Source organism: Streptomyces sp. NPDC059906, assembly GCF_042730645.1.
Taxonomy (GTDB): Bacteria; Actinomycetota; Actinomycetes; order Streptomycetales; family Streptomycetaceae; genus Streptomyces; species Streptomyces rubrogriseus.
The window spans coordinates 186,957-206,302 of record NZ_JBHWKU010000009.1 but is presented as its reverse complement, the minus strand read 5'-3'; the positions used below and the strand labels follow the sequence as shown (position 1 = coordinate 206,302).

The window sequence follows — 19,346 nt, the reverse complement described above, 5'->3', positions numbered from 1 at the left end:
GGGACGGGGCCAAATGGATGTCGCACACACATTCGACGATGGGGGTATGGTGGGTGGGGTAGCTGGGAACAGACGTTCGATAATGGCGTCGGGCCTGCATGGGCATGCGTCGGTTCATGAGTCGGGAGGTGCGTGATGCCGGGTTTCACGCATCTGCACACCGTCTCCGGGTTCTCCGCCCGCTACGGCGCCTCCCACCCGGAGCGGCTGGCCGAGCGCGCCTTCGAGCGGGGCATGGACGCCCTCGCCCTCACCGACCGCGACACCCTCGCGGGGACGGTCCGCTTCGCCAAGGCCTGCGCGAAGGCGGGCGTCCGCCCCCTGTTCGGCGCGGAGCTGGCCCTCGCCGCCCCCGAGCCCGAAGCCGGCCGCACGGACACCTCGGTACGCCGGGACCGCCGCCGCGTTCCCGTGCGCGGCGGCGCCTTCGTCGACGAGTCGGCCCCCCGGGCGACCTTCCTCGCCCGGGACGGCGCCCGCGGCTGGGCCGACCTGTGCCGCCTGGTCTCCGCCGCCCACACGGCCGAGGGCACCCCGCTGCTGTCCTGGCCCGACAACCACGCCGACGGCCTGACCGTCCTGCTCGGCCCCGGCTCCGACGTCGGCCGCGCCCTCGCCGCCGGGCGTCCCGACCGCGCCGCGCGGCTCCTCGCCCCCTGGCGGGAGGTCTACGGCGACGCCCTGCGCCTGGAGGCCGTCTGGCACGGCCGCGAGGGCACCGGACCCGGCTCCCTGCGGCTGGCCGCCCGCACCGTCGGCTTCGCCGCCGAACAGGGGGTGCGGCCGGTGCTCTCCAACGCCGTCCGCTACGCCGACCCCGGCCAGGGCCGGGTCGCCGACGTCCTGGACGCCGCCCGCCGCCTCGTCCCGATCGACGCCACCAAGGAACTGGACTCCGGCGAGGCCTGGCTCAAGGACGCCGGTGCCATGCGGCACGCCGCCGAGCGGATCGTCGAGTCCGCGGGTTTCCGCCGCGACACCGCCCACCGCCTGCTGGAGCAGACGCAGGCCACGGCCGCCGAGTGCCTGGTCGACCCCGAGGACGACCTCGGCATGGGCGCCGTCCACTTCCCCGAACCGCACCTCGTCGGCGCCGGGCGCCGCACCGCCCAGCGGGCGCTCGCCTCCCGGGCGGCGGCGGGCATGGTGCGGCGCGGCTACGACCGGCGCCCAGGCCGCCGCGAGTACTGGGAGCGGATGCACCACGAGCTGGACATCATCGCCCACCACGGCTTCGCCTCGTACTTTCTCACCGTCGCCCAGGTCGTGGACGACGTACGGCACATGGGCATCCGGGTCGCCGCGCGCGGCTCCGGCGCGGGCTCGCTCGTCAACCACCTGCTGGGCATCGCCCACGCCGACCCGGTCGAACACGGGCTGCTGATGGAGCGGTTCCTGTCCAAGGAGCGGGTGGTGCTGCCCGACATCGACATCGACGTGGAGTCCGCGCGCCGCCTGGAGGTCTACCGCGCGATCATCGGCCGGTTCGGCACCGAGCGGGTCGCCACCGTCGCCATGCCGGAGACGTACCGGGTGCGCCACGCCATCCGCGACGTGGGCGCCGCGCTGTCCATGGACCCGGCCGAGATCGACCGCGTGGCCAAGTCCTTCCCGCACATCCGCGCCCGCGATGCCCGCGCGGCGCTGGCGGAACTGCCCGAACTCAAGGAACTGGCGGGGGAGTCCCGGCGGGACGGAGGAGGGCGGTACGGCAGGCTCTGGGAGCTGGTCGAGGGCCTCGACGCCCTCCCGCGCGGCGTCGCCATGCACCCCTGCGGCGTCCTGCTGTCCGACGCCTCCCTGCTCTCCCGTACGCCGGTCATGCCGACCAGCGGTGAAGGCTTCCCGATGGCGCAGTTCGACAAGGACGACGTGGAGGACCTCGGGCTGCTCAAGCTGGACGTGCTCGGGGTGCGGATGCAGTCGGCGATGGCGCACGCGGTCGCCGAGGTGAAGCGGGCCACCGGCACCGAGGTCGACCTGGACGCCGTACCCGAGGGCGACCCGGCGACGTACCGGATGATCCGGTCCGCCGAGACGCTGGGCTGCTTCCAGATCGAGTCACCCGGCCAGCGGGACCTGGTGGGGCGGCTCCAGCCGGCCACCTTCCACGACCTCGTGGTCGACATCTCGCTCTTCCGGCCGGGACCGGTCGCCGCCGACATGGTGCGGCCGTTCATCGAGGCCCGGCACGGCCGGGCGCCGGTGCGCCACCCGCACGAGGACCTGGCGGAGCCGCTGGCGGGGACGTACGGGGTCGTCGTCTTCCACGAGCAGATCATCGACATCGTCGCCATCATGACCGGCTGCGGACGCGGCGAGGCGGACCGGGTGCGCCGCGGCCTCTCCGACCCGGAGTCGCAGGGGCGGATCAAGGTGTGGTTCGCCCAGCACGCGGCGGCGAACGGATACGACGCGGAAACGATTCAGCGCACCTGGGAGATCGTCGAGGCCTTCGGCAGCTACGGCTTCTGCAAGGCGCACGCCGTCGCCTTCGCGGTGCCGACGTACCAGTCGGCGTGGCTGAAGGCCCATCACCCGACCGCCTTCTACGCGGGCCTGCTCACCCACGACCCCGGCATGTACCCCAAGCGGCTGCTGCTGGCGGACGCGCGGCGGCGCGGGGTGCCGATCCTGCCGTTGGACGTGAACGAGTCGGGGGTCGCACACAGGATCGAACTGGTGTCTGAATCACAGAAGTCGCGGAGGTCACGGAAGCCCGCCACGTGGGGACTCCGGCTCGCCCTCTCGGACGTGCACGGCATCAGCGAGGCCGAGGCGGAGCGGATCGCCGCGGGGCAGCCCTACGCCTCCCTGCTCGACTTCTGGGAACGGGCCCGCCCCAGCAGGCCGCTGGCCGGACGGCTCGCCCAGGTCGGCGCGCTGGACGCGTTCGGGGCCAACCGCCGGGACCTGCAACTGCACCTGACCGAACTGCACCGCGGCGCCCGGGGCGGACGCGGCGACCAGCTCCCCCTGGCCGGCGGCCGCGAGACCGCCTCCGCCGGGCTGCCCGACCTCACCTCGGCGGAGCGGCTCAGCGCCGAACTCGGCGTGCTGTCCATGGACGCCTCGCGCAACCTGATGGACGACCACCGCACCTTCCTGCGCGAGCTGGGCGTGGTGTCGGCCAAGCGGCTGCGCGAGGCCCGGCACGGGGAGACGGTGCTGGTCGCGGGCGCCAAGGCGGCCACCCAGACCCCGCCGGTCCGCTCCGGCCGCCGGGTCATCTTCTCCACCCTGGACGACGGCTCGGGACTGGTCGACCTCGCCTTCTTCGACGACTCGCACGACGCCTGCGCGCACACCGTCTTCCACTCCTGGCTGCTGCTGGTGCGCGGGGTGGTGCAGCGGCGCGGCCCGCGCAGCCTCAGCGTGGTCGGCTCCGCCGCCTGGAACCTCGCCGACCTGCTGGAGGTGCGCCGGCAGGAGGGCCTGGAGGGCGTTGCCGCCCGGCTGGCCGACGCCCCCGGCGCCGGTCCCGAGGCCGCCGACGCCGACGCCGACGCCGACGCCGACGCCGACGGCGACGGAAACGGCGGGGGGCAGCGGAAGATCCGCATGTCCACGGGGTACGAGATGCATCCCTGGGCCGATCTGCGCCCCGCGGGCGAAGGGCCCGCGGTCGGAAGGAAGTTGTGGCACCAGAGTCCGGGGAGTGCGGGATGACGATCCTCTGCGTACGTTTCCAGCTGCCGCCGACGCGCGAGGCGGCCCTGCCCGAACTGCTCGGGCTCCTCGAGGAGTTCACGCCGGTCGTCGAGGCGCTGCCACCCGACGGCGCGCTGGCCGACCTGCGCGGCGCCGAACGGTACTTCGGGCGCGACGCCGTGGCACTGGCCTCGGTGATCCGGGTCCGCGCCCTCGCGCTGCACGGCGTGGACTGCGTGATCGGCGCCGGACCCGGTCCGATGCTGGCCCGCATGGCCCTGCGCGACGCCCGGCCGGGACTGACCCGCGCGGTGCCCGGCGGCGAGGAGCGCGCGTTCCTCGACGGCAGGCCCGTCGCCGCGCTGCCCGGCGTCGGCACCGCGACCGCCCGCACCCTGTGCGAGTACGGCCTCGACACCCTCGGCCGGGTCGCCGCCGCGCCGCTGTCCACCCTCCAGCGCCTGGTCGGCGCGAGGACCGGCCGCGAGCTGCACGAGAAGGCCCAGGGCGTCGACCGCGGCCGGGTCGTCCCCAACGGCGTCTCCCGGTCCCTGGCCGCCGACCGCCCCTTCGACCGCGACGAACTCGACCCCGACCGCCACCGCCGCGCCCTGCTCTCGTCCGCCGGGGAACTGGGCGCCCGGCTGCGCGCCGTGGACAAGGTCTGCCGCACCCTCACCCTGACCGTCCGCTACGCCGACCGGTCGGCCACCGTCCGCAGCCGCACCCTGAAGGAGCCGACCGCGCACTCGGCGGCCCTGACCCGGACCGCCTACGAGATGTACGAGGCGCTCGGCCTCCAGCGCGCCCGGGTCCGTTCGGTCGCCCTGCGCGCGGAGAGCCTCACGTCCGCCGAACACGCCTCCCACCAGCTCACCTTCGACCCCGTGGACGAGAAGGTCCGCCGGATCGAGGAGGTCGCGGACCGCGCGCGGGCGAAGTTCGGGCCGAGGGCGGTGATGCCGGGGTCGCTGGCGGCGTGAGGCCCCCGCGGGTCAGTTGGCCCACGGGGGAGTGATGCGGGTGCCGTCGGCCAGCTCCGCCGTCAGGCCCACGGAGGTGGTGACCCAGGAGGTCGCGGTCCGGTCGGTGGGGTTCTCGACGGCGAGGGTCGCCCCGGAGCCGATGATCACGGTGTCGCCCGCGGTGACGCGCTCGGTGCGGCCGTCGAGGGTGATCAGCAGCTCGCCGGTGAGCAGGTGGAAGACCTCCTCCCGGTCGACGGTGTGCGCGGGCGCCTTCGTCCCCGCCGGGATCTCGCCCCGCCAGGCGCACAGCTCCTTGCTGCCGGCGCGGGGACTGACGTACGAGACGAAGCGGGCGCCGTGGATCTCGTGGGTGACGCCTTCGGACGAGCGGACGACGGGCATGGCTGTCTCCTCACCTATGGTCAAGCGGCTTGACTAACTTCCGCGGTCTATGGTCAAGCTGCTTGACCAAATCGTCAAGGGTGTTTCAATGCCCCCGTGCAGAACTCCGACGCCATGGCCCTGACCGCCGCGCTGCTCGCCGCGGCCGGCGGACTCACGCAGCGCATCCACGAGGGTGTCGTCGCCCGCGGCTTCGAGGGCATGCGGCCCGCGCACGGTTTCGCCTTCGCCCGGCTCGCTCCCGACGGTGCGACGGTCACCGACCTCGCCGTGCACCTCGGGACGACCAAGCAGGCCGCGAGCCAGCTCGTCGACGAGCTGGTCCGCAAGGGGTACGTCGAGCGCCGGCCGCATCCCGCCGACGCGCGCGCCCGGCTGATCGTGCTGACCGACGCGGGGTGGGCCTGCACGCGGGCCGCGGAGGAGGCGGCGGCCGAGGTCGTGGGCGCCTGGGCCGACGTGCTCGGCGAGGACGGAGCGCGTGCGCTGGCCGACGGTCTGCTGCGGGTGGCGCCGAGCGGGCCGGTCCGGCCCGTCTGGTGACGCCGGTTAGCGCTGGAAGTTTTTACTGACGCGTAACTTCACACTTGCACTACTCGCCCGTAACTTGACGAGTGAACAGCATCCCGTGATCCGGATCACAGGGGCATCCCTGCCGTCGCAACTCCCCAGATCCGCAAGGAGATCACCCGATGCTGCCCTGGAGCCGAGTGCTCAGACCCCTGGCCGCGCTGCTGCTGGCCGCCGCCGTCGCCCTGGTCCCAGCCGTCACCGCCACCGCCGCCCCCACCGCGGACACCCGCCCCAGCTCCGGCTGGAACGACTACACCTGCAAGCCCTCCGCCGCCCACCCCCGCCCCGTCGTCCTGGTCCACGGCACCTTCGGGAACTCCGTCGACAACTGGCTCGGCCTCGCGCCCTACCTGAAGAACCGCGGCTACTGCGTCTTCTCCCTCGACTACGGCCAACTGCCCGGCGTCCCGCTCTTCAACGGACTCGGCCCGGTCGAGAAGTCGGCCGAGCAACTGGCCGCCCACGTCGACAAGGTGCTCGCCGCGACCGGCGCCGCCGAGACCGACCTCGTCGGCCACTCGCAGGGCGGCATGATGCCCCGCTACTACCTCAAGTTCCTCGGCGGAGCCGCCGAGGTGAACGCCCTGGTCGGCATAGCGCCCAGCAACCACGGCACCACGCTGTCCGGCCTCACCCGCCTGCTGCCGTACTTCCCCGGCGTCGAGGACCTGCTCAACGAGCACACCCCCGCCCTCGCCGACCAGGTCGTCGGCTCCGACGTCCTCACCAAGCTCAACGCGGGCGGCGACACCGTGCCCGGCGTGCGCTACACCGTCCTCGCCACGAAGTACGACGAGGTGGTCACGCCGTACCGCAGCCAGTTCCTCGACGGCCCCGGCGTGCGCAACGTCCTGCTGCAGGACCTGTGCCCGTTCGACCTCTCCGAGCACCTGGCGATCGGACTGTTCGACCGGATCGCCTTCCACGAGGTGACCAACGCCCTGGACCCGGCGCACGCCACGCCCACCACCTGCGCCTCGGTCTTCGGCTGACGGGCGCTGCCCCGCGCCCCGGCGCACGTCACGCGGGGCCCGCCCGGCCTGAGCCGCCGGACGGGCCCCGCGTTTCCCGTGCCCCCGTGGTTCCCCCGTGGTTCCCCCGGGATCCGGGTCAGTGGCCGTGCCGGCCACCGGTCGTCGCGCGCCGCCGGACCGACGCGAACAGGACGGCCGCGCCGAGGGCCAGGGCCGCGGCGCCGCCGACGGCGATGTAGGGCGTGGTGCTGTCCCCGCCGGTCTCGGCGAGGTTCTCCGTACCCCCGCCGGCGGCCTTGACCTGGTTGGGCTCGGCGGCGGTACCGGGCGCTTGCTCCGGGGCGGCGGCCGGGTCCGTCGGGTCCGTGGTGGTCGCCGCGTCCTGGTCGCCGTGACCGTGGTGCTCGATCGTCGACTTCTCCGCCGCGGCCGCGAGCTGCTCCTCGGAGGGCGCGGAGGCCTCCGGGGCCGGGGCGGCGCCCGCCTCCGCGTCGCCGGACGCGGTGTCGTCGCCGGTGGCCGCACCGCTGCCGCTGCTGCCGCCGCCGTCGCCGCCGAAGGTGACGTCCGAGCAGGAGTAGAACGCCTCCGGGCTGTCCGAGCGCTGCCACACCGCGTACAGCAGGTGCTTGCCGGACCGCTCCGGCAGCGTGCCGGAGAAGGTGTAGAAGCCGCCCGAGGCGACCGGGTCGGTGGAGGTCGCCACCGGCGCGGACAGGTCCAGGTCGCCCCAGCCCAGCGGCTTGGCCGGGTCGTAGCCCGGCTTGGTGATGTACACCTTGAAAGTGCCCTTGTGCGGGGCCGTCACGCGGTACTTGAAGGTGTACGAGCCGCTGCTCACGCCGGTCGCGGGCCAGTCGGCGCGGGCCAGGTCCAGACCCTTGAACGCCGGGTCGTTGGCGCTGCACAGCTTGCCGTCCGGGATCAGCTCCTGGTGCTTGCCGGCGGCGTTGCCGATGCGGATGCCGTTCCAGTCGTAGAGCGCCTGTGTGCCGCCCGCGGCGACCGCCGCCCTGCACGCGGCCGACTTCGGGTTCTCGGGCCCCTCGGCGTGGCACTGCGACACCCGGCTGACCGGGTCGCCCATCGAACCGTGCGCCGAGGCGGGGGCGGCGGCCAACGTGGTCAGGGCGAGCGGGGCGAGACCGGCGACGGCGACGGCTGCGGCCCTGCGGGACGCGGACGATGCGGGCATGGGGAACTCCTCGAAACGGTCACTGGGGATGCGGCGACGCGGGCCGGAACCCGTGGGGCCGATCAGCAAGCTAGCCCCGAGAAACCGCGAAATCGCCTGCTGGAGGCGGGCGACGGAGATCCTTATGGTCGCGTTAAGGGAGTGCTCAGGCTGGGCTGAGGTAGCTACCGTTCGCGGCATGGAACGAGCACGGATCCGGCCCGTGACCGCCGCGGACGTGGCGGCCGCAGGCGGCTGCTGCTCTGAGGCGTCTCATGCCCGGACCCGCCGGTCAGCTCTCCGGCCACCAGGTGCGCGCGATGTCCTTGCGGACCTCCGGGCGCCCCGAGGTCCGCTCGTCGATCTCCTCGCGGACTCGGCGGGCGTCGGTCTTCTTCAGGGGCTTCTGCACGGTCAGACGGCGCATGGCTGCCTCCTTACGGATCCACCGGGTTCCGCGTTCTCACGGAGGTAGACCCTTTCCCCGAGACTCACTCATCGATGCACAACTGTCAGTGGCGGTTGTCACGTTCCCGTGCGCCGGCCCCGTTGTCAGTGGCGGGTGTCACCCTGGGCGCATGAGTGGGAACAGTGACGAAGCGACCGCACCGGGTGCCGACTGGGACGCGCTGGCCGCCTCCTTCGACGACGAGCCGGACCACGGCCTGCGGGACGCGGAGGTGCGCCGGGCCTGGGCGGCCAGGCTGGCCTCCTGGCTGCCGGTGCTCCCCGGCGACGTGCTCGACCTGGGCTGCGGCACCGGCAGCCTCTCGCTCCTCGCGGCCGAGCAGGGCCACCGGGTCACCGGCGTCGACCTCTCCCCGGCCATGGTGGAGCTGGCCAGGACCAAGCTCGCCGGCCGTGACGCGGTGTTCCTCACCGGTGACGCCGCGGCACCGCCCGTGGGGGAGCAGCGCTTCGACGCCGTGCTGGTCCGGCACGTCCTGTGGACGCTGCCCGACCCCGGCCGGGCGCTGCGGCACTGGCGGCGGCTGCTGCGCCCCGGAGGGCGGCTGGTCCTGGTCGAGGGCGTGTGGGGGAGCGTCTCCCCGGTCGGCATACCGGCCGACCGGGTCACCGCCCTGCTCGGCCCGCTCGCCGGGCAGGGCCGGGTGGAGCGGCTGTCGGACGACCCGTCGCTGTGGGGCAGGGAGGTGGCGGACGAGCGGTACGCGGTGGTGGTGACGTACGGGTGAGCCGCGCGGCGGGCTACTCCAGCAGGCCGGTGAAGCCGTCCCCGCGGGCCAGCCGCTCCAGTTCCTCCAGCGCGGCCACCGCGGCGGCAGCGGCCCCCGGGTCCCGGTCCGCCAGCCCGCTCTCGGCGAACTCGTCCTCGTCCAGGCGCCGTACGTCCGTGCCGTCGGCGGAGCGCCACAGGTCCAGGTCGAGGTCCTCGACGACCAGTTCCGTGCCGGTGAGGACGGCGGGGCGGGCGATGTCGCAGTACCAGCCCTTCAGCACACCGGCCGCGGTCCGGACCTCCTTCACCGAGTACCACCGGTCGCGCCAGTAGTACTCGGTGAAGACGTCCCCGGCCTCGAAGCGCACGAAGCCGAAGTCGCGTACGCCGTCCCCGGCCCAGGGGGCACGCACGGCGAGGCGGGTGCCGTCGTCGTGCAGCAGCGCGGCGGCGTACCGGATCTTGGTACGGCCCGCCTTGACCAGGATCACGTCCACCTCGATGGGCGGTTCAGCCGAGTTCACGGACATGGCGCACCTCCGTCGCGCAGATCTCGTACCCGAGCCACTTGTTGATGGCGAGCATCGGGCCGTTGTCGGTGTCGTTGCCGGTGAGCGCCTCCGTGTATCCGGCGGCGCGGGCCCGGTGCAGGGAGTCGGTCTTGGCGAGCTTGGCCAGGCCCCGGCCGCGCCGCGCGCGCACCGTGCCGGTCATCGCGGTCGCGTACCGGGTGCCGTCGGTGTAGGCGACGCTGAACGCGGCCGGGCGGCCGTCGACGGCCACGACCGTGGTCAGTTCGCGGTCCAGCAGCGGGTGCCGCCAGGTCTCCGCGAGCCAGGCCTCGTAGTCCGTGAACTCGACGCCGACGTCGCTCGGTTCGTCCGCGACCGTCTCCGCGTCCAGTTCGAACACGGGCCGGGGGTCGTCCGCGTAGTCGGCGGCCGTGCGCAGCTCGACACCCGGGGGAGCGGACCCCAGGGGCGGGAGCGCGGCGTTCGCCAGGTCCAGCCGGAGGAAGTGCGAGGCGCGCCGCCGTCCGTAGCCGTGCCGCTCGGCGAAGGCCAGGTGGGCGGGGCCGTCCAGCACCCAGGAGTACAGCTTCGTCGCTCCCTCGCCGGCCAGGTACTCCTCGGCCGTACGCACCAGCAGGCCACCGGCCCCGCGCCGGAACCGCTCGGGATGGACGTAGACGTTCAGGTAGCCCTGACCGGGCTCCGGGCTGTCGTGCACCAGCCCGAGCTGGGCGGTGCCGATCACCTCCCCGTCCTCCTCCGCGACCAGGGACCGGCTCCGGGCGTCCGGGTGGGTGTGGACGAGCCGGTGCACGACCGCCTCGGGCGTCCACAGCATGAACGGCACGGCGAGATGGCGGACCTGGGCGAAGGCCGCGACATCGGCCGGGTCGTCGGAACGCAGGTCGCGTACAAGAACGGTCATGAGGGCGCACGCTACGGCGGCCGGGCGGTCGGGTGCCTCTCATTTTCGCGGGGATACGGGACAATCGCCGGGTGACCCTGAAGATCCATGTCGACGACGGTGCGCCGCCCTACGAGCAGGTGCGCGCGCAGATCTCCGAACAGGCGCGCTCGGGAGCGCTGCCGGTCGGGTACCGGCTGCCCACCGTGCGCGGACTGGCCGAATCCCTCGGGCTCGCCGCGAACACGGTCGCCAAGGCGTACCGGGCGCTGGAGGCGGACGGGGTGATCGAGACGCGGGGGCGCAACGGAACGTTCGTCGCTGCCGCGGGCTCTGCGGCTCAGCGGGAGGTGGCCGTCGCGGCCCAGGGGTATGCCGAGCGGGCTCGGCGGCTGGGGGTGTCGGAGGGGGAGGCGCTTGCTGCAGTGCGGGATGCCCTGCGGGCGGCTTATGGGTGAGCGCCGTTGGGGTTCGGGCCGCCGCCCGGCTGCGGGTTCGCTGTGGCTTGTCGCGCAGTTCCCCGCGCCCCTTCAGGGCGCGTTCTGGTGACCGTCAGGTTTGAGGCGCGGGACAGTTTGGCCAACAACGCCGCGTCCGTCACTGCTGCCCCCTTCGGGTCGTTGTTGAAGTAGGTGTAGACGTCGCTCGTGTTCGGCCAGGTCGTCGTGATGCGGTCGATCCACGTGGCCAGGGAGCGGCGGCCGTAGTGGGGCCAGGCCGTGGCCCGGCCCTCGTGGAAGCGGACGTAGCCCCAGTCGGTGGTGCGCCACAGCGGGGTGACCGGGCGGGCGCGGACGTCCGCCCAGCACAGGGCCGCGCGCCGGGAGACCAGGACCTCGCGGACCTCGGGCGTCCACCAGGACTCGTGCCGGGGTTCCACCGCGACCCGGGTGGCCGGCGGGAAGCAGGCCAGGCAGGTGTCCAGGAGGTCCGGGTCGGCGCGCAGGGTCGGGGGCAGTTGCAGCAGGACCGGGCCGAGGCGGTCGCCCAGACCGGCCGCGTGGGTCATCAGGCGGTCGACCGGTTCGGCCGGGTCGCGCAGGCGTTTGATGTGCGTCAGGTAGCGGCTGGCCTTGACCGCGACCGTGAAGTCCGGTGGGACGCGGTCCCGCCAGGCGGCGAAGGTCTCCCGGGCGGGCAGGCGGTAGAAGGCGTTGTTGATCTCGACCGTCGCGAAGGCGGCCGCGTAGTGCTCCAGCCAGAGCCGGACCGGCAGACCGGGCGGGTAGAAGCTCTCCCGCCAGTCCCGGTACTGCCAGCCCGACGTGCCGACGAACAGGGTCATACCCCCATCAAAGCACCGCCCTGGGACGGCCGGGCTACAGGTACAGCCCGGCCTCCGTGCCCGCCCGCGGCTCCGGCAGCGCGGTCGGTGAGGTGCCCCGGCGCAGCGCGTACAGCTCCGCCAGGGTGGCGCCCTCGCGGCCGACCCCTTCTTCCGTGCCGAGCCAGTCCACCGCCTCCCGCCGGGTCAGCGGGCCGACCTCGATGCGGGCCAGGCAGCGGCCGGGGCGGACCACGGCGGGGTGCAGGCGCTCCAGGTCCTCGTTGGTGGTGACGCCGACCAGGACGTTGCGGCCCTGGCCGAGGAGTCCGTCGGTGAGGTTCAGCAGGCGGGAGAGCGCCTGGCCCGCCGTGTGCTTGGCCTCGCCGCGGATCAGTTCGTCGCAGTCCTCCAGCAGCAGCAGCCGCCAGCGGCCCTTGCCCGCCGCGTCCTCCTCGCCGATGGCGATGTCCATCAGATAGCCGACGTCGGAGAAGAGCCGCTCCGGGTCGAGGACGCAGTCCACCTGGCACCAGTCCCGCCAGGAGCGGGCCAGCGTGCGCAGCGCGGAGGTCTTGCCGGTGCCCGGCGGCCCGTGCAGGAGCAGCAGCCGGCCCGCGATGTCCTCGGGCGTCGTCTTCATCAGGCCGTCCATCGCGTCGGCGACCGGCGCCGTGTAGTTGGCCCGGACCTCGTCCCAGGTGCCCGCGGCGATCTGGCGGGTGGTGCGGTGCGGGCCGCGCCGCGGGGAGACGTACCAGAAGCCCATCGTCACGTTCTCCGGCTGCGGTTCGGGCTCGTCCGCCGCTCCGTCCGTCGCCTCGCCGAGCACCTTCTCGGCGAGGTCCGCGCTGGTCGCCGTCACCGTGACGTCGGCGCCCCGGTTCCAGCGCGAGATCAGCAGCGTCCAGCCGTCGCCCTCCGCCAGCGTCGCGCTGCGGTCGTCGTCGCGGGCGATCCGCAGCACGCGCGCGCCGGGCGGCAGCAGCGTGGCGCCGGACCGTACGCGGTCGATGTTCGCCGCGTGCGAGTACGGCTGCTCACCCGTGGCGAAACGGCCGAGGAACAGCGCGTCGACGACATCGGACGGGGAGTCGCTGTCGTCCACGTTGAGCCGGATCGGCAGGACTTCGTGCGGGTTCACGGACATGCCGCCATGATCGGGCACCCGGCCGCCGCGTGCACCCGCTTTCCCGGGCACCCGCGGCACGGGCGTTCCCGCCGGCTTTCGTCCGAACTTGAACGAGTGTCAGCCATTTCTTGGCATGGACACTTCCAGTCAACGCGCGTAGCTGCTACCACGGTTGTGGCAGCAATCCTGCTAAGGGAGGTTCCATGAGACGTTTCCGACTTGTCGGGTTCCTGAGTTCACTCCTCCTCGCCGCCGGCGCCGCCCTCACCGGGGCCGCGACCGCCCAGGCGGCCCAACACGCCGCAGCCGACGGCTATGTGGCCCTCGGCGACTCCTACTCCTCCGGGGTCGGATCGGGCAGCTACATCGGCTCCAGCGGCGACTGCAAGCGCAGCACCAAGTCCCACCCGTACCTGTGGGCGGCCGCCCACTCGCCCGCCACGTTCGACTTCACCGCGTGTTCCGGCGCCCGTACGGGTGATGTTCTGGCCGGACAGCTCGGCCCGCTCAGCTCCAGCACCGGCCTCGTCTCGATCAGCATCGGCGGCAACGACGCAGGGTTCGGCGACGTCATGACGGCGTGTGTGCTCCAGTCCGACAGCTCCTGCCTGTCGCGGATCGCCACCGCGGAGGCGTACGTCGACTCGACGCTGCCCGGCAAGCTCGACGGCGTCTACTCGGCGATCAACGACAAGGCGCCGAACGCCCACGTCGTCGTCATCGGCTACCCGCGCTTCTACAAGCTCGGCACCACCTGCATCGGCCTGTCCGAGACCAAGCGGACGGCGATCAACAAGGCCTCCGACCACCTCAACACCGTCATCGCCCAGCGCGTCGCCGCCCACGGCTTCACCTTCGGCGACGTACGCACCACCTTCACCGGCCACGAGCTGTGCTCCGGCAGCCCCTGGCTGCACAGCGTCAACTGGCTGAACATCGGCGAGTCGTACCACCCCACCGCGGCCGGGCAGTCCGGCGGCTACCTGCCGGTCCTCAACGGCGCCGCCTGACCTCAGGCGGAAGGAGAAGAAGAAGGAGCGGAGGGAGACGAGGAGTGGGAGGCCCCGCCCGACGGGGTCTCCGTCTCCGTCTCCGCCCCCGTCTCTGTCTCCGTCCCCGTCCCGGTCCCGCAGGTCACCGAGAACGCCACCGCGTTGGACGTGGCCCGCACCGGACTGCGCACCTCCACGCGCACGGCACTCTCGAACGCGCCGGTGCCGTCGTGCGTCGTCACCACCACGCGGTCCTGACGCGAGCGCTCGCCGCCCGACGGGAAGGACAGCGTCCGCCACCCCGGATCGGAGACCGACCCGTCCGCGGTCACCCACCGGTAGCCGACCTCCGCGGGCAGCCGCCCGACCGTGAACGTCGCCGTGAACGCGGGCGCCCTCTCGTGCGGCGGCGGACAGGCCCCCGAGTAGTCGGTGCGCGAGCCCACCACGGACACCTTCACCGACTGCGCTGCGGGGCTGCTCTCCCCGCCGTCGCTCCCGGAAGACGACGCCGGGGGACTCGGCTCCCCGCCGCCGCTCGTCGCCGCGGACGTGGCCCCCGGGTCCGGGCTCCCGCCCGAACCCTCCGTCCCGCCACCGCCGTCCGAGCGGTCCAGCAGCGAGTACGTCAGTCCGGCCAGCGCCAGGACCAGCACGGCCAGCCCCACCACCAGCACGGCACGCGCCCGCCGGTCCCGCCCCCGCGGCGCACCGGGCGCACCCGCCGCGGACGTGTCCCCGGCCGCCGGTACGGGCATCGGCGGCGTCGGTGCGGTGGGCGGCCCCGGGTGGGTTACGACCGTCGGGGCGAACGCGCCGGACGGCGGCGTGCCGGTGCGCGGGCCCCGGCCGGACCGTGCCCCGCCCGCGCCCACGAGGCGCAACGCGCGCTCGGCCTCGTCCGCCGGGAGCCGCCCGGCGGGATCCTTGCGCAGCAGGCCCCGCACCACCGGCCCGAGCGCACCTGCCCGGCGCGGCGGCGGCAGCTCCTCGTCGACGATCGCCCGCAGGGTGCTCAGGGGAGTGTCCTGACGGAACGGCGAGACCCCCTCCACCGCCGCGTACAGCAGCACGCCCAGCGACCACAGGTCGGACGCGGGACCGGGCGTGCGGCCCAGCGCCCGCTCCGGGGCGAGGAACTCGGGCGAGCCGACGACCTCGCCGGTCATGGTCAGCGCCTCGCTGCCCTCCACCCTGGCGATCCCGAAGTCGGTGAGCACCACCCGGCCGTCGTTCGCCAGCAGCACGTTGGCCGGCTTCACATCCCTGTGCAGCACCCCGGCGGCGTGCGCGGCCCGCAGCGCGGCCAGCACCTCGGCGCCGATCAGCCCGGCCCGGCGGGGCTCCAACGGACCCTCGGCGTCCAGCAGATCGGCCAGGGACAGCCCGCGGACCAGCTCCATCACGATCCAGGGCCGGCCTGCGTCGGTGGCCACGTCGTACACCGTGACCACGTTGGGGTGGGAGATCCGGGCGGCGGCCCACGCCTCGCGCTCCAGCCGGGCGTACATCCGCCCGACGTCGGCCTGCGACAGCCCGGCGGGGGCGCGCACCTCCTTGACGGCGACCTCGCGGCGCAGCACCTCGTCGCGGGCGCGCCACACGGTGCCCATGCCGCCCCTGCCGAGCGGCGACAGGAGCCGGTAGCGACCGGCGATCACACGCTCGCCGTCGGGTTTTCCGGACACGGGCGCCCCCTATGACGTCACGCGCGGACCCTTCACAAAGTAGACCAACCCGGTGCGGATGCGACCCCCTTGGCGCCGATCCCGCCCCGGCCACTGGCGTTTTCGGGCCGCGCATCCGTAACCCCTGCGAAGGGCGCGGCACCGCGCGCCCGGCGGTGACGTCGACGGGCCGGACGCGGTCCGCGGAGAGGGGGTCGGGGTGGAGGGCGACCGGGTGGCGGCGGACGAGCTGCTGGTGCTGGTGGCGGACGGCGACCAGCAGGCCTTCGAGGAGCTGTACGGGCTGGTGTCCGGGCCGGTGTTCGGACTCGTGCGGCGCGTGGTGCGCGACCCGGCCCAGTCCGAGGAGGTGGCACAGGAGGTGCTGCTCGAACTGTGGCGGTCGGCGGCGCGCTTCGACCCCCGCCGGGGGAGCGCCCTGTCGTGGATCCTCACCGTCGCCCACCGCCGCGCCGTCGACCGGGTGCGCAGCGCCCGCGCGGCCGGCGAACGCGACCGGCGCGAGGCCCACCGCTCCCACCACCCGGCCTTCGACCAGGTGTCGGAGGAGGTCGAGGCGGGGCTCGAACGCGAGTGGGTGCGGCGCTGCCTGGACCGCCTGACCGCCCTTCAGCGCCAGTCGGTCACCCTCGCCTACTACGACGGCTACACCTACCGGGAGGTGGCCGAGCGCCTCTCCCTCCCGCTGGGCACGGTGAAGACCCGGATGCGGGACGGACTGGGCCGCCTGCGCGAGTGCCTGGGAGGCGTCGCATGAGCCCCTTCGGCCACTCGCTCGCCGCCCCCTACGCCCTGGACGCCCTGGAGGGCGCCGAACGGGTCCGCTTCGAACGGCACCTGCAAGGCTGCGCCCGCTGTGCCGCCGAGGTGCGGGCGCTGTCCGAGGACGCCGTCCGGCTGGCCCGGTCCACGGCCACCCCCGCGCCGCCCGCCCTGCGCGAGCGGGTCCTGGCCGCCGTACGCACCATCGCGCAGGAGCCCGCTCCCGCGCGCCGACCGGACCCGCGGCGGTCGGTCGGGCACCCCCGGCCGCACCCCCTGCTCGTGCCGTTCGCCACGGTGACGGCCGCCGCGGCGCTCGTGGTCGCCTCGCTCTTCGCGGTGCGGGCCGACCGGACCCAGGACGAGCTGGACACCGCACGGGACCGGGCACGTGAGATCGCCCACGTTCTCGCCGCTCCGGACGCCCGGGCGGCGCGCGGCGCGGACGCACACGGCCGCGGTGTCACGGTGGTCGCCTCCGTGTCCAGGGGGCGCGCGGTGGTGACCCTGAGCGGGTACGGCGAGCCGCCGGGCGACCGCGTGCGCCAACTGTGGCTGACGCGCCCCGGCGCCGAGCCGCGCTCCCTCGGGCTCTTCGACGGCGACACGCCCCTGATCGCCTCCGGCCTCGGCCGCTTTGCGACGTCACTCGCGGTGACGGTCGAACCCGGTGGGGGGTCGGCCCTGCCCACGAGCGAGCCGCTCGTCCAACTCGCCCTGGAATCTGTCGGATTCGGAGAGTAATCGTCAACCCCCTTACGGGGAAGGTGAATCCTGTGACCGCGATACACGCATGCCGTACCGGGGCGATAGGGTTACCCTGCCCGGGCCGGGTGGACTCGTACGGGTGGGGAGTGACATGGAACAGATAACAGTGCGCAGCAGGGCAAGGGTCCCTGCGATCACCTGCGGGAGCAGCGCGACCAGCTCGCGCCTCGACCGTCATCTCGCGGTACTCGGAGGGCCCGCCCTCCCGCCGCGGGAGACCGTGGAGGCGACGTCGCTGATGCGTGAGCTGACCGCGCGTGAGCCCGCACACAAGCGCAGCAACCGGGGCGCCAGGGTGCGCCGGGTCTCGCTGTTCGCGCCACTGCGTCGACTGCGCCGCTCGCTGTTCGGCGGCAACTGAGGCCCGCGCTCCGGCGGTCACACCTCCCGGCGCGGCGCCGCGGCACTCGTCCGTCATCCCCACGGCACGCAGCGGCGCCCCGGTGTGCTCCCCGAGCGCGGGCCTTCCCGGGTACACCCCGCCTCGTACGTCCGTCCCGCACGCGTGCGCACGTTCTCGTTCCGCACGGCACGTTCCCGCCCCGCCGCCTCCCCGCCGGCGGTGACGCGGTACCCCGGCCCGTTCAGCGGTTCCCGTGCGCGTACCGGCGTACCGCGAGCGGGACGAACACCGCCAGCAGTACCGCGCACCACGCCAGCGACCCGGCGACGGGATGCGTCACCGGCCAGGCGGCCCCGTCCGGCACGGGCGCGTTGCCGAAGAGGTCCCGCAGCGCCGTGGTGACCGCGCTGATGGGGTTCCACTCCGCGAGCGTGCGCAGCCAGCCCGGCAGTCCGTCGGTCGGGATGTACGCGTTGGACAGCAGCGGAAGGATGAAGGTCGCGCCGCCCAGTTGACCGGCGGCCTCCTCGTTGCGGGTGAGCAGACCCAGGAAGATCCCGATCCACGTCGTCGCGAACCGGAACAGCAGCAACAGCCCGAGCGCGCCCACCGCGCCGAGCGCGCCGCCCTCCACCCGCCAGCCGACCGCGAGCCCGACGAGCAGCAGCGGCACCGTCCCGGCGGCCGTGACGAGCACGTCGGCGACCGACTGCCCGAGCGGCACGGCGGCCCGGCTCACCGGCAGCGTCCGCAGCCGGTCCGTCACGCCCCGGTGGGTGTCCTGGGCCGCCTGGAACATGCCCGTCATGATGCCGTTCGCGGCGGTGGCGACCAGCAACCCCGGCACCAGGAAGGCCCGGTACTCCTCGCCCGGCATCGCCAGCGCGCTGCCGAAGACGTAGCCGAAGAACAGCAGCATCGTGATCGGCATGGTCTGGGTGAGGATCAGCAGACCCGGATTGTTGCGGGCCCGCCGCAACTGGCGGCCCAGCATGGCCGCCCCGTCGTACGCCAGACCGTACGCCGGGCCGTGCGGACCCGTCGTCACCGCGCTCATGCCACCAGCTCCTTGCTGTCGTTGCTGTCGTTGCTGTCGTTGCCGTCGTCGCTGCCGTTGCCGCCGGTCAGACGGAGGAAGACGTCGTCGAGGGTCGGCGGCCGCAGGCTCGCGTCCGCCAGGGGCACGCCCGCCGCGTCGAGTTCGCGCACCAGGCGGGGCAGGGTCAGGGTCGGATCGGTGCTGACGACGCCGACCGTGCGGCGCTCGTGGTCGAGGACCGGTTCGGCGCCGGTCAGCCGGTCCAGGACCGCCGCCGCCCGCAGCAGGGCCTCCGCGTCCGGGACGACGGCCTCCGCGTAGGCCCCCACCAGCGCCTTGAGTTCGGCCGGGGACCCGGTGTGCGCGACCCGGCCCCGGTCCACCAGGGCGATGTCGTCGGCCAGGCGGTCGGCCTCCTCCAGGTACTGCGTGGTGAGCAGCACGGTGGTGCCGTCCGCCTTCAGGGCGCGCACGGTCTCCCAGATGCGGTTCCGGCTGGCCGGGTCGAGCCCGGTCGTCGGCTCGTCCAGGAACAGCACCTCGGGGCGGCGCACCAGGCTCGCGGCCAGGTCGAGACGGCGCCGCATACCGCCGGACAGGGTGGCGGCGGGCCGGTCGGCGGCGTCGGCCAGGCCGAAGCGGTCCAGCAGCTCGTCGGCCCGCGCCGCCGCGTCCCGCACCCGGTGCAGCCGGGCGAACAGCCGCAGGTTCTGCCGCCCGGTGAGGTCTCCGTCCACCGAGGCGTACTGCCCGGTCACCCCGATCAGGCGACGCACCGCGGCCGCCTCCCGCACCAGGTCGTGCCCGGCGACCCGCGCCGAGCCCGCGTCCGGCCGCAGCAGGGTGGTCAGCAGCCGGACCGCCGTGGTCTTGCCCGCCCCGTTCGGCCCGAGCAGCCCGCAGACGGTGCCCTCGGCCACCGCGAGATCCAGGCCGCGCAGCGCGTGCACGGTGCCGAAGCGCTTCTCCAGACCCTCACTAAGTACAGCGTACGTAGTAGTCATGGGTCGACCATAGCGC

20 protein-coding genes are annotated in these 19,346 nt (G+C 73.9%); 10 read left to right on the top strand and 10 right to left on the bottom strand.

The genetic code is table 11. The features are described 5' to 3' along the window. Positions 1-135 precede the first annotated feature (135 nt). Positions 136-3,669: a DNA polymerase III subunit alpha gene (locus ACFV9J_RS16930; RefSeq protein ID WP_385354845.1), complete on the top strand. Its 3,534-nt coding sequence runs from the start codon at positions 136-138 to the stop codon at positions 3,667-3,669. After that, positions 3,666-4,634 carry a hypothetical protein gene (locus ACFV9J_RS16925; protein ID WP_385354843.1) on the top strand — a complete coding sequence of 323 codons (969 nt, stop codon included), beginning with the start codon at positions 3,666-3,668 and terminating at the stop codon, positions 4,632-4,634. Before ACFV9J_RS16930 ends, ACFV9J_RS16925 begins: the two co-directional genes overlap by 4 nt. A 12-nt stretch (positions 4,635-4,646) precedes the next feature. On the opposite strand, the gene ACFV9J_RS16920 is transcribed toward ACFV9J_RS16925, so the two are convergent. Next, a complete protein-coding gene (locus ACFV9J_RS16920) occupies positions 4,647-5,021 on the bottom strand; it encodes a cupin domain-containing protein (protein WP_385354841.1) in 375 nt (124 codons plus the stop codon). A 96-nt stretch (positions 5,022-5,117) separates the two neighbouring features. Between ACFV9J_RS16920 and ACFV9J_RS16915 the strand changes: the two genes are divergently transcribed. Together ACFV9J_RS16915 and ACFV9J_RS16910 are read left to right on the top strand one after the other, a co-directional pair. Continuing rightward, the gene (locus tag ACFV9J_RS16915) at positions 5,118-5,564 is read left to right on the top strand and encodes a MarR family winged helix-turn-helix transcriptional regulator (RefSeq protein WP_385354839.1); all 447 of its coding nucleotides are present in this window, start codon (positions 5,118-5,120) and stop codon (positions 5,562-5,564) included. Positions 5,565-5,713: 149 nt separating this feature from the next. After that, on the top strand, positions 5,714-6,586 hold the full coding sequence (locus tag ACFV9J_RS16910) for an esterase/lipase family protein (RefSeq protein ID WP_385354837.1): 873 nt from the start codon (positions 5,714-5,716) through the stop codon (positions 6,584-6,586). A gap of 118 nt (positions 6,587-6,704) precedes the next feature. On the opposite strand, the gene cbcC is transcribed toward ACFV9J_RS16910, so the two are convergent. Next, positions 6,705-7,763 (bottom strand): carbohydrate-binding protein CbpC, encoded by a 1,059-nt coding sequence (cbcC, locus tag ACFV9J_RS16905; RefSeq protein ID WP_385354835.1) that lies wholly within the window; start codon positions 7,761-7,763, stop codon positions 6,705-6,707. A gap of 271 nt (positions 7,764-8,034) precedes the next feature. Beyond that, complete coding sequence (locus ACFV9J_RS16900) at positions 8,035-8,169, bottom strand: hypothetical protein (RefSeq protein WP_385354833.1); 135 nt, start codon at positions 8,167-8,169, stop codon at positions 8,035-8,037. 151 nt (positions 8,170-8,320) lie between these two features. On the opposite strand from ACFV9J_RS16900, the gene ACFV9J_RS16895 reads away from it, so the two are divergent. Continuing rightward, positions 8,321-8,938, top strand: coding sequence for a class I SAM-dependent methyltransferase (locus tag ACFV9J_RS16895; RefSeq protein ID WP_385354831.1), 618 nt, complete (start codon positions 8,321-8,323; stop codon positions 8,936-8,938). 13 nt (positions 8,939-8,951) lie between these two features. On the opposite strand, the gene ACFV9J_RS16890 is transcribed toward ACFV9J_RS16895, so the two are convergent. After that, entirely contained in the window at positions 8,952-9,452 is a 501-nt protein-coding gene (locus tag ACFV9J_RS16890; RefSeq protein WP_385354829.1) for a DUF402 domain-containing protein, read from the bottom strand. Beyond that, positions 9,433-10,359: a GNAT family N-acetyltransferase gene (locus ACFV9J_RS16885; RefSeq protein WP_385354827.1), complete on the bottom strand. Its 927-nt coding sequence runs from the start codon at positions 10,357-10,359 to the stop codon at positions 9,433-9,435. The genes ACFV9J_RS16890 and ACFV9J_RS16885 overlap by 20 nt, the downstream gene beginning before the upstream one ends. 71 nt (positions 10,360-10,430) lie before the next feature. Between ACFV9J_RS16885 and ACFV9J_RS16880 the strand changes: the two genes are divergently transcribed. Next, positions 10,431-10,796, top strand: a complete 366-nt coding sequence (locus tag ACFV9J_RS16880) for a GntR family transcriptional regulator (protein ID WP_385354825.1) — start codon at positions 10,431-10,433, stop codon at positions 10,794-10,796. Here the strand turns inward: ACFV9J_RS16880 and ACFV9J_RS16875 are convergent. Both ACFV9J_RS16875 and ACFV9J_RS16870 read right to left on the bottom strand, forming a co-directional pair. Next, on the bottom strand, positions 10,787-11,623 hold the full coding sequence (locus ACFV9J_RS16875) for a DUF72 domain-containing protein (RefSeq protein WP_385354822.1): 837 nt from the start codon (positions 11,621-11,623) through the stop codon (positions 10,787-10,789). The genes ACFV9J_RS16880 and ACFV9J_RS16875 overlap by 10 nt on opposite strands. A gap of 34 nt (positions 11,624-11,657) precedes the next feature. Beyond that, complete coding sequence (locus tag ACFV9J_RS16870) at positions 11,658-12,752, bottom strand: DUF5925 domain-containing protein (RefSeq protein ID WP_385354820.1); 1,095 nt, start codon at positions 12,750-12,752, stop codon at positions 11,658-11,660. A 185-nt stretch (positions 12,753-12,937) separates the two neighbouring features. Between ACFV9J_RS16870 and ACFV9J_RS16865 the strand changes: the two genes are divergently transcribed. Continuing rightward, entirely contained in the window at positions 12,938-13,744 is an 807-nt protein-coding gene (locus ACFV9J_RS16865; protein WP_385354818.1) for an SGNH family lipase, read from the top strand. A gap of 2 nt (positions 13,745-13,746) precedes the next feature. Here the strand turns inward: ACFV9J_RS16865 and ACFV9J_RS16860 are convergent, their stop codons facing one another. Then, positions 13,747-15,414 carry a serine/threonine-protein kinase gene (locus ACFV9J_RS16860; protein ID WP_385354816.1) on the bottom strand — a complete coding sequence of 556 codons (1,668 nt, stop codon included), beginning with the start codon at positions 15,412-15,414 and terminating at the stop codon, positions 13,747-13,749. A 214-nt stretch (positions 15,415-15,628) separates the two neighbouring features. On the opposite strand from ACFV9J_RS16860, the gene ACFV9J_RS16855 reads away from it, so the two are divergent. The 3 genes from ACFV9J_RS16855 to ACFV9J_RS16845 all read left to right on the top strand — a co-directional run bounded on the left by ACFV9J_RS16855 (position 15,629) and on the right by ACFV9J_RS16845 (position 17,305). Further along, positions 15,629-16,171 carry a sigma-70 family RNA polymerase sigma factor gene (locus tag ACFV9J_RS16855; RefSeq protein ID WP_385354964.1) on the top strand — a complete coding sequence of 181 codons (543 nt, stop codon included), beginning with the start codon at positions 15,629-15,631 and terminating at the stop codon, positions 16,169-16,171. Beyond that, the gene (locus ACFV9J_RS16850; protein ID WP_385354814.1) at positions 16,168-16,920 is read left to right on the top strand and encodes an anti-sigma factor domain-containing protein; all 753 of its coding nucleotides are present in this window, start codon (positions 16,168-16,170) and stop codon (positions 16,918-16,920) included. Before ACFV9J_RS16855 ends, ACFV9J_RS16850 begins: the two co-directional genes overlap by 4 nt. A 115-nt stretch (positions 16,921-17,035) precedes the next feature. Then, positions 17,036-17,305 carry a hypothetical protein gene (locus ACFV9J_RS16845; protein WP_003977105.1) on the top strand — a complete coding sequence of 90 codons (270 nt, stop codon included), beginning with the start codon at positions 17,036-17,038 and terminating at the stop codon, positions 17,303-17,305. A 223-nt stretch (positions 17,306-17,528) separates the two neighbouring features. Here the strand turns inward: ACFV9J_RS16845 and ACFV9J_RS16840 are convergent, their stop codons facing one another. Continuing rightward, positions 17,529-18,344: an ABC transporter permease gene (locus tag ACFV9J_RS16840; protein WP_385354811.1), complete on the bottom strand. Its 816-nt coding sequence runs from the start codon at positions 18,342-18,344 to the stop codon at positions 17,529-17,531. Further along, on the bottom strand, positions 18,341-19,330 hold the full coding sequence (locus ACFV9J_RS16835; RefSeq protein ID WP_385354809.1) for an ATP-binding cassette domain-containing protein: 990 nt from the start codon (positions 19,328-19,330) through the stop codon (positions 18,341-18,343). The genes ACFV9J_RS16840 and ACFV9J_RS16835 overlap by 4 nt, the downstream gene beginning before the upstream one ends. Positions 19,331-19,346 lie beyond the last annotated feature (16 nt).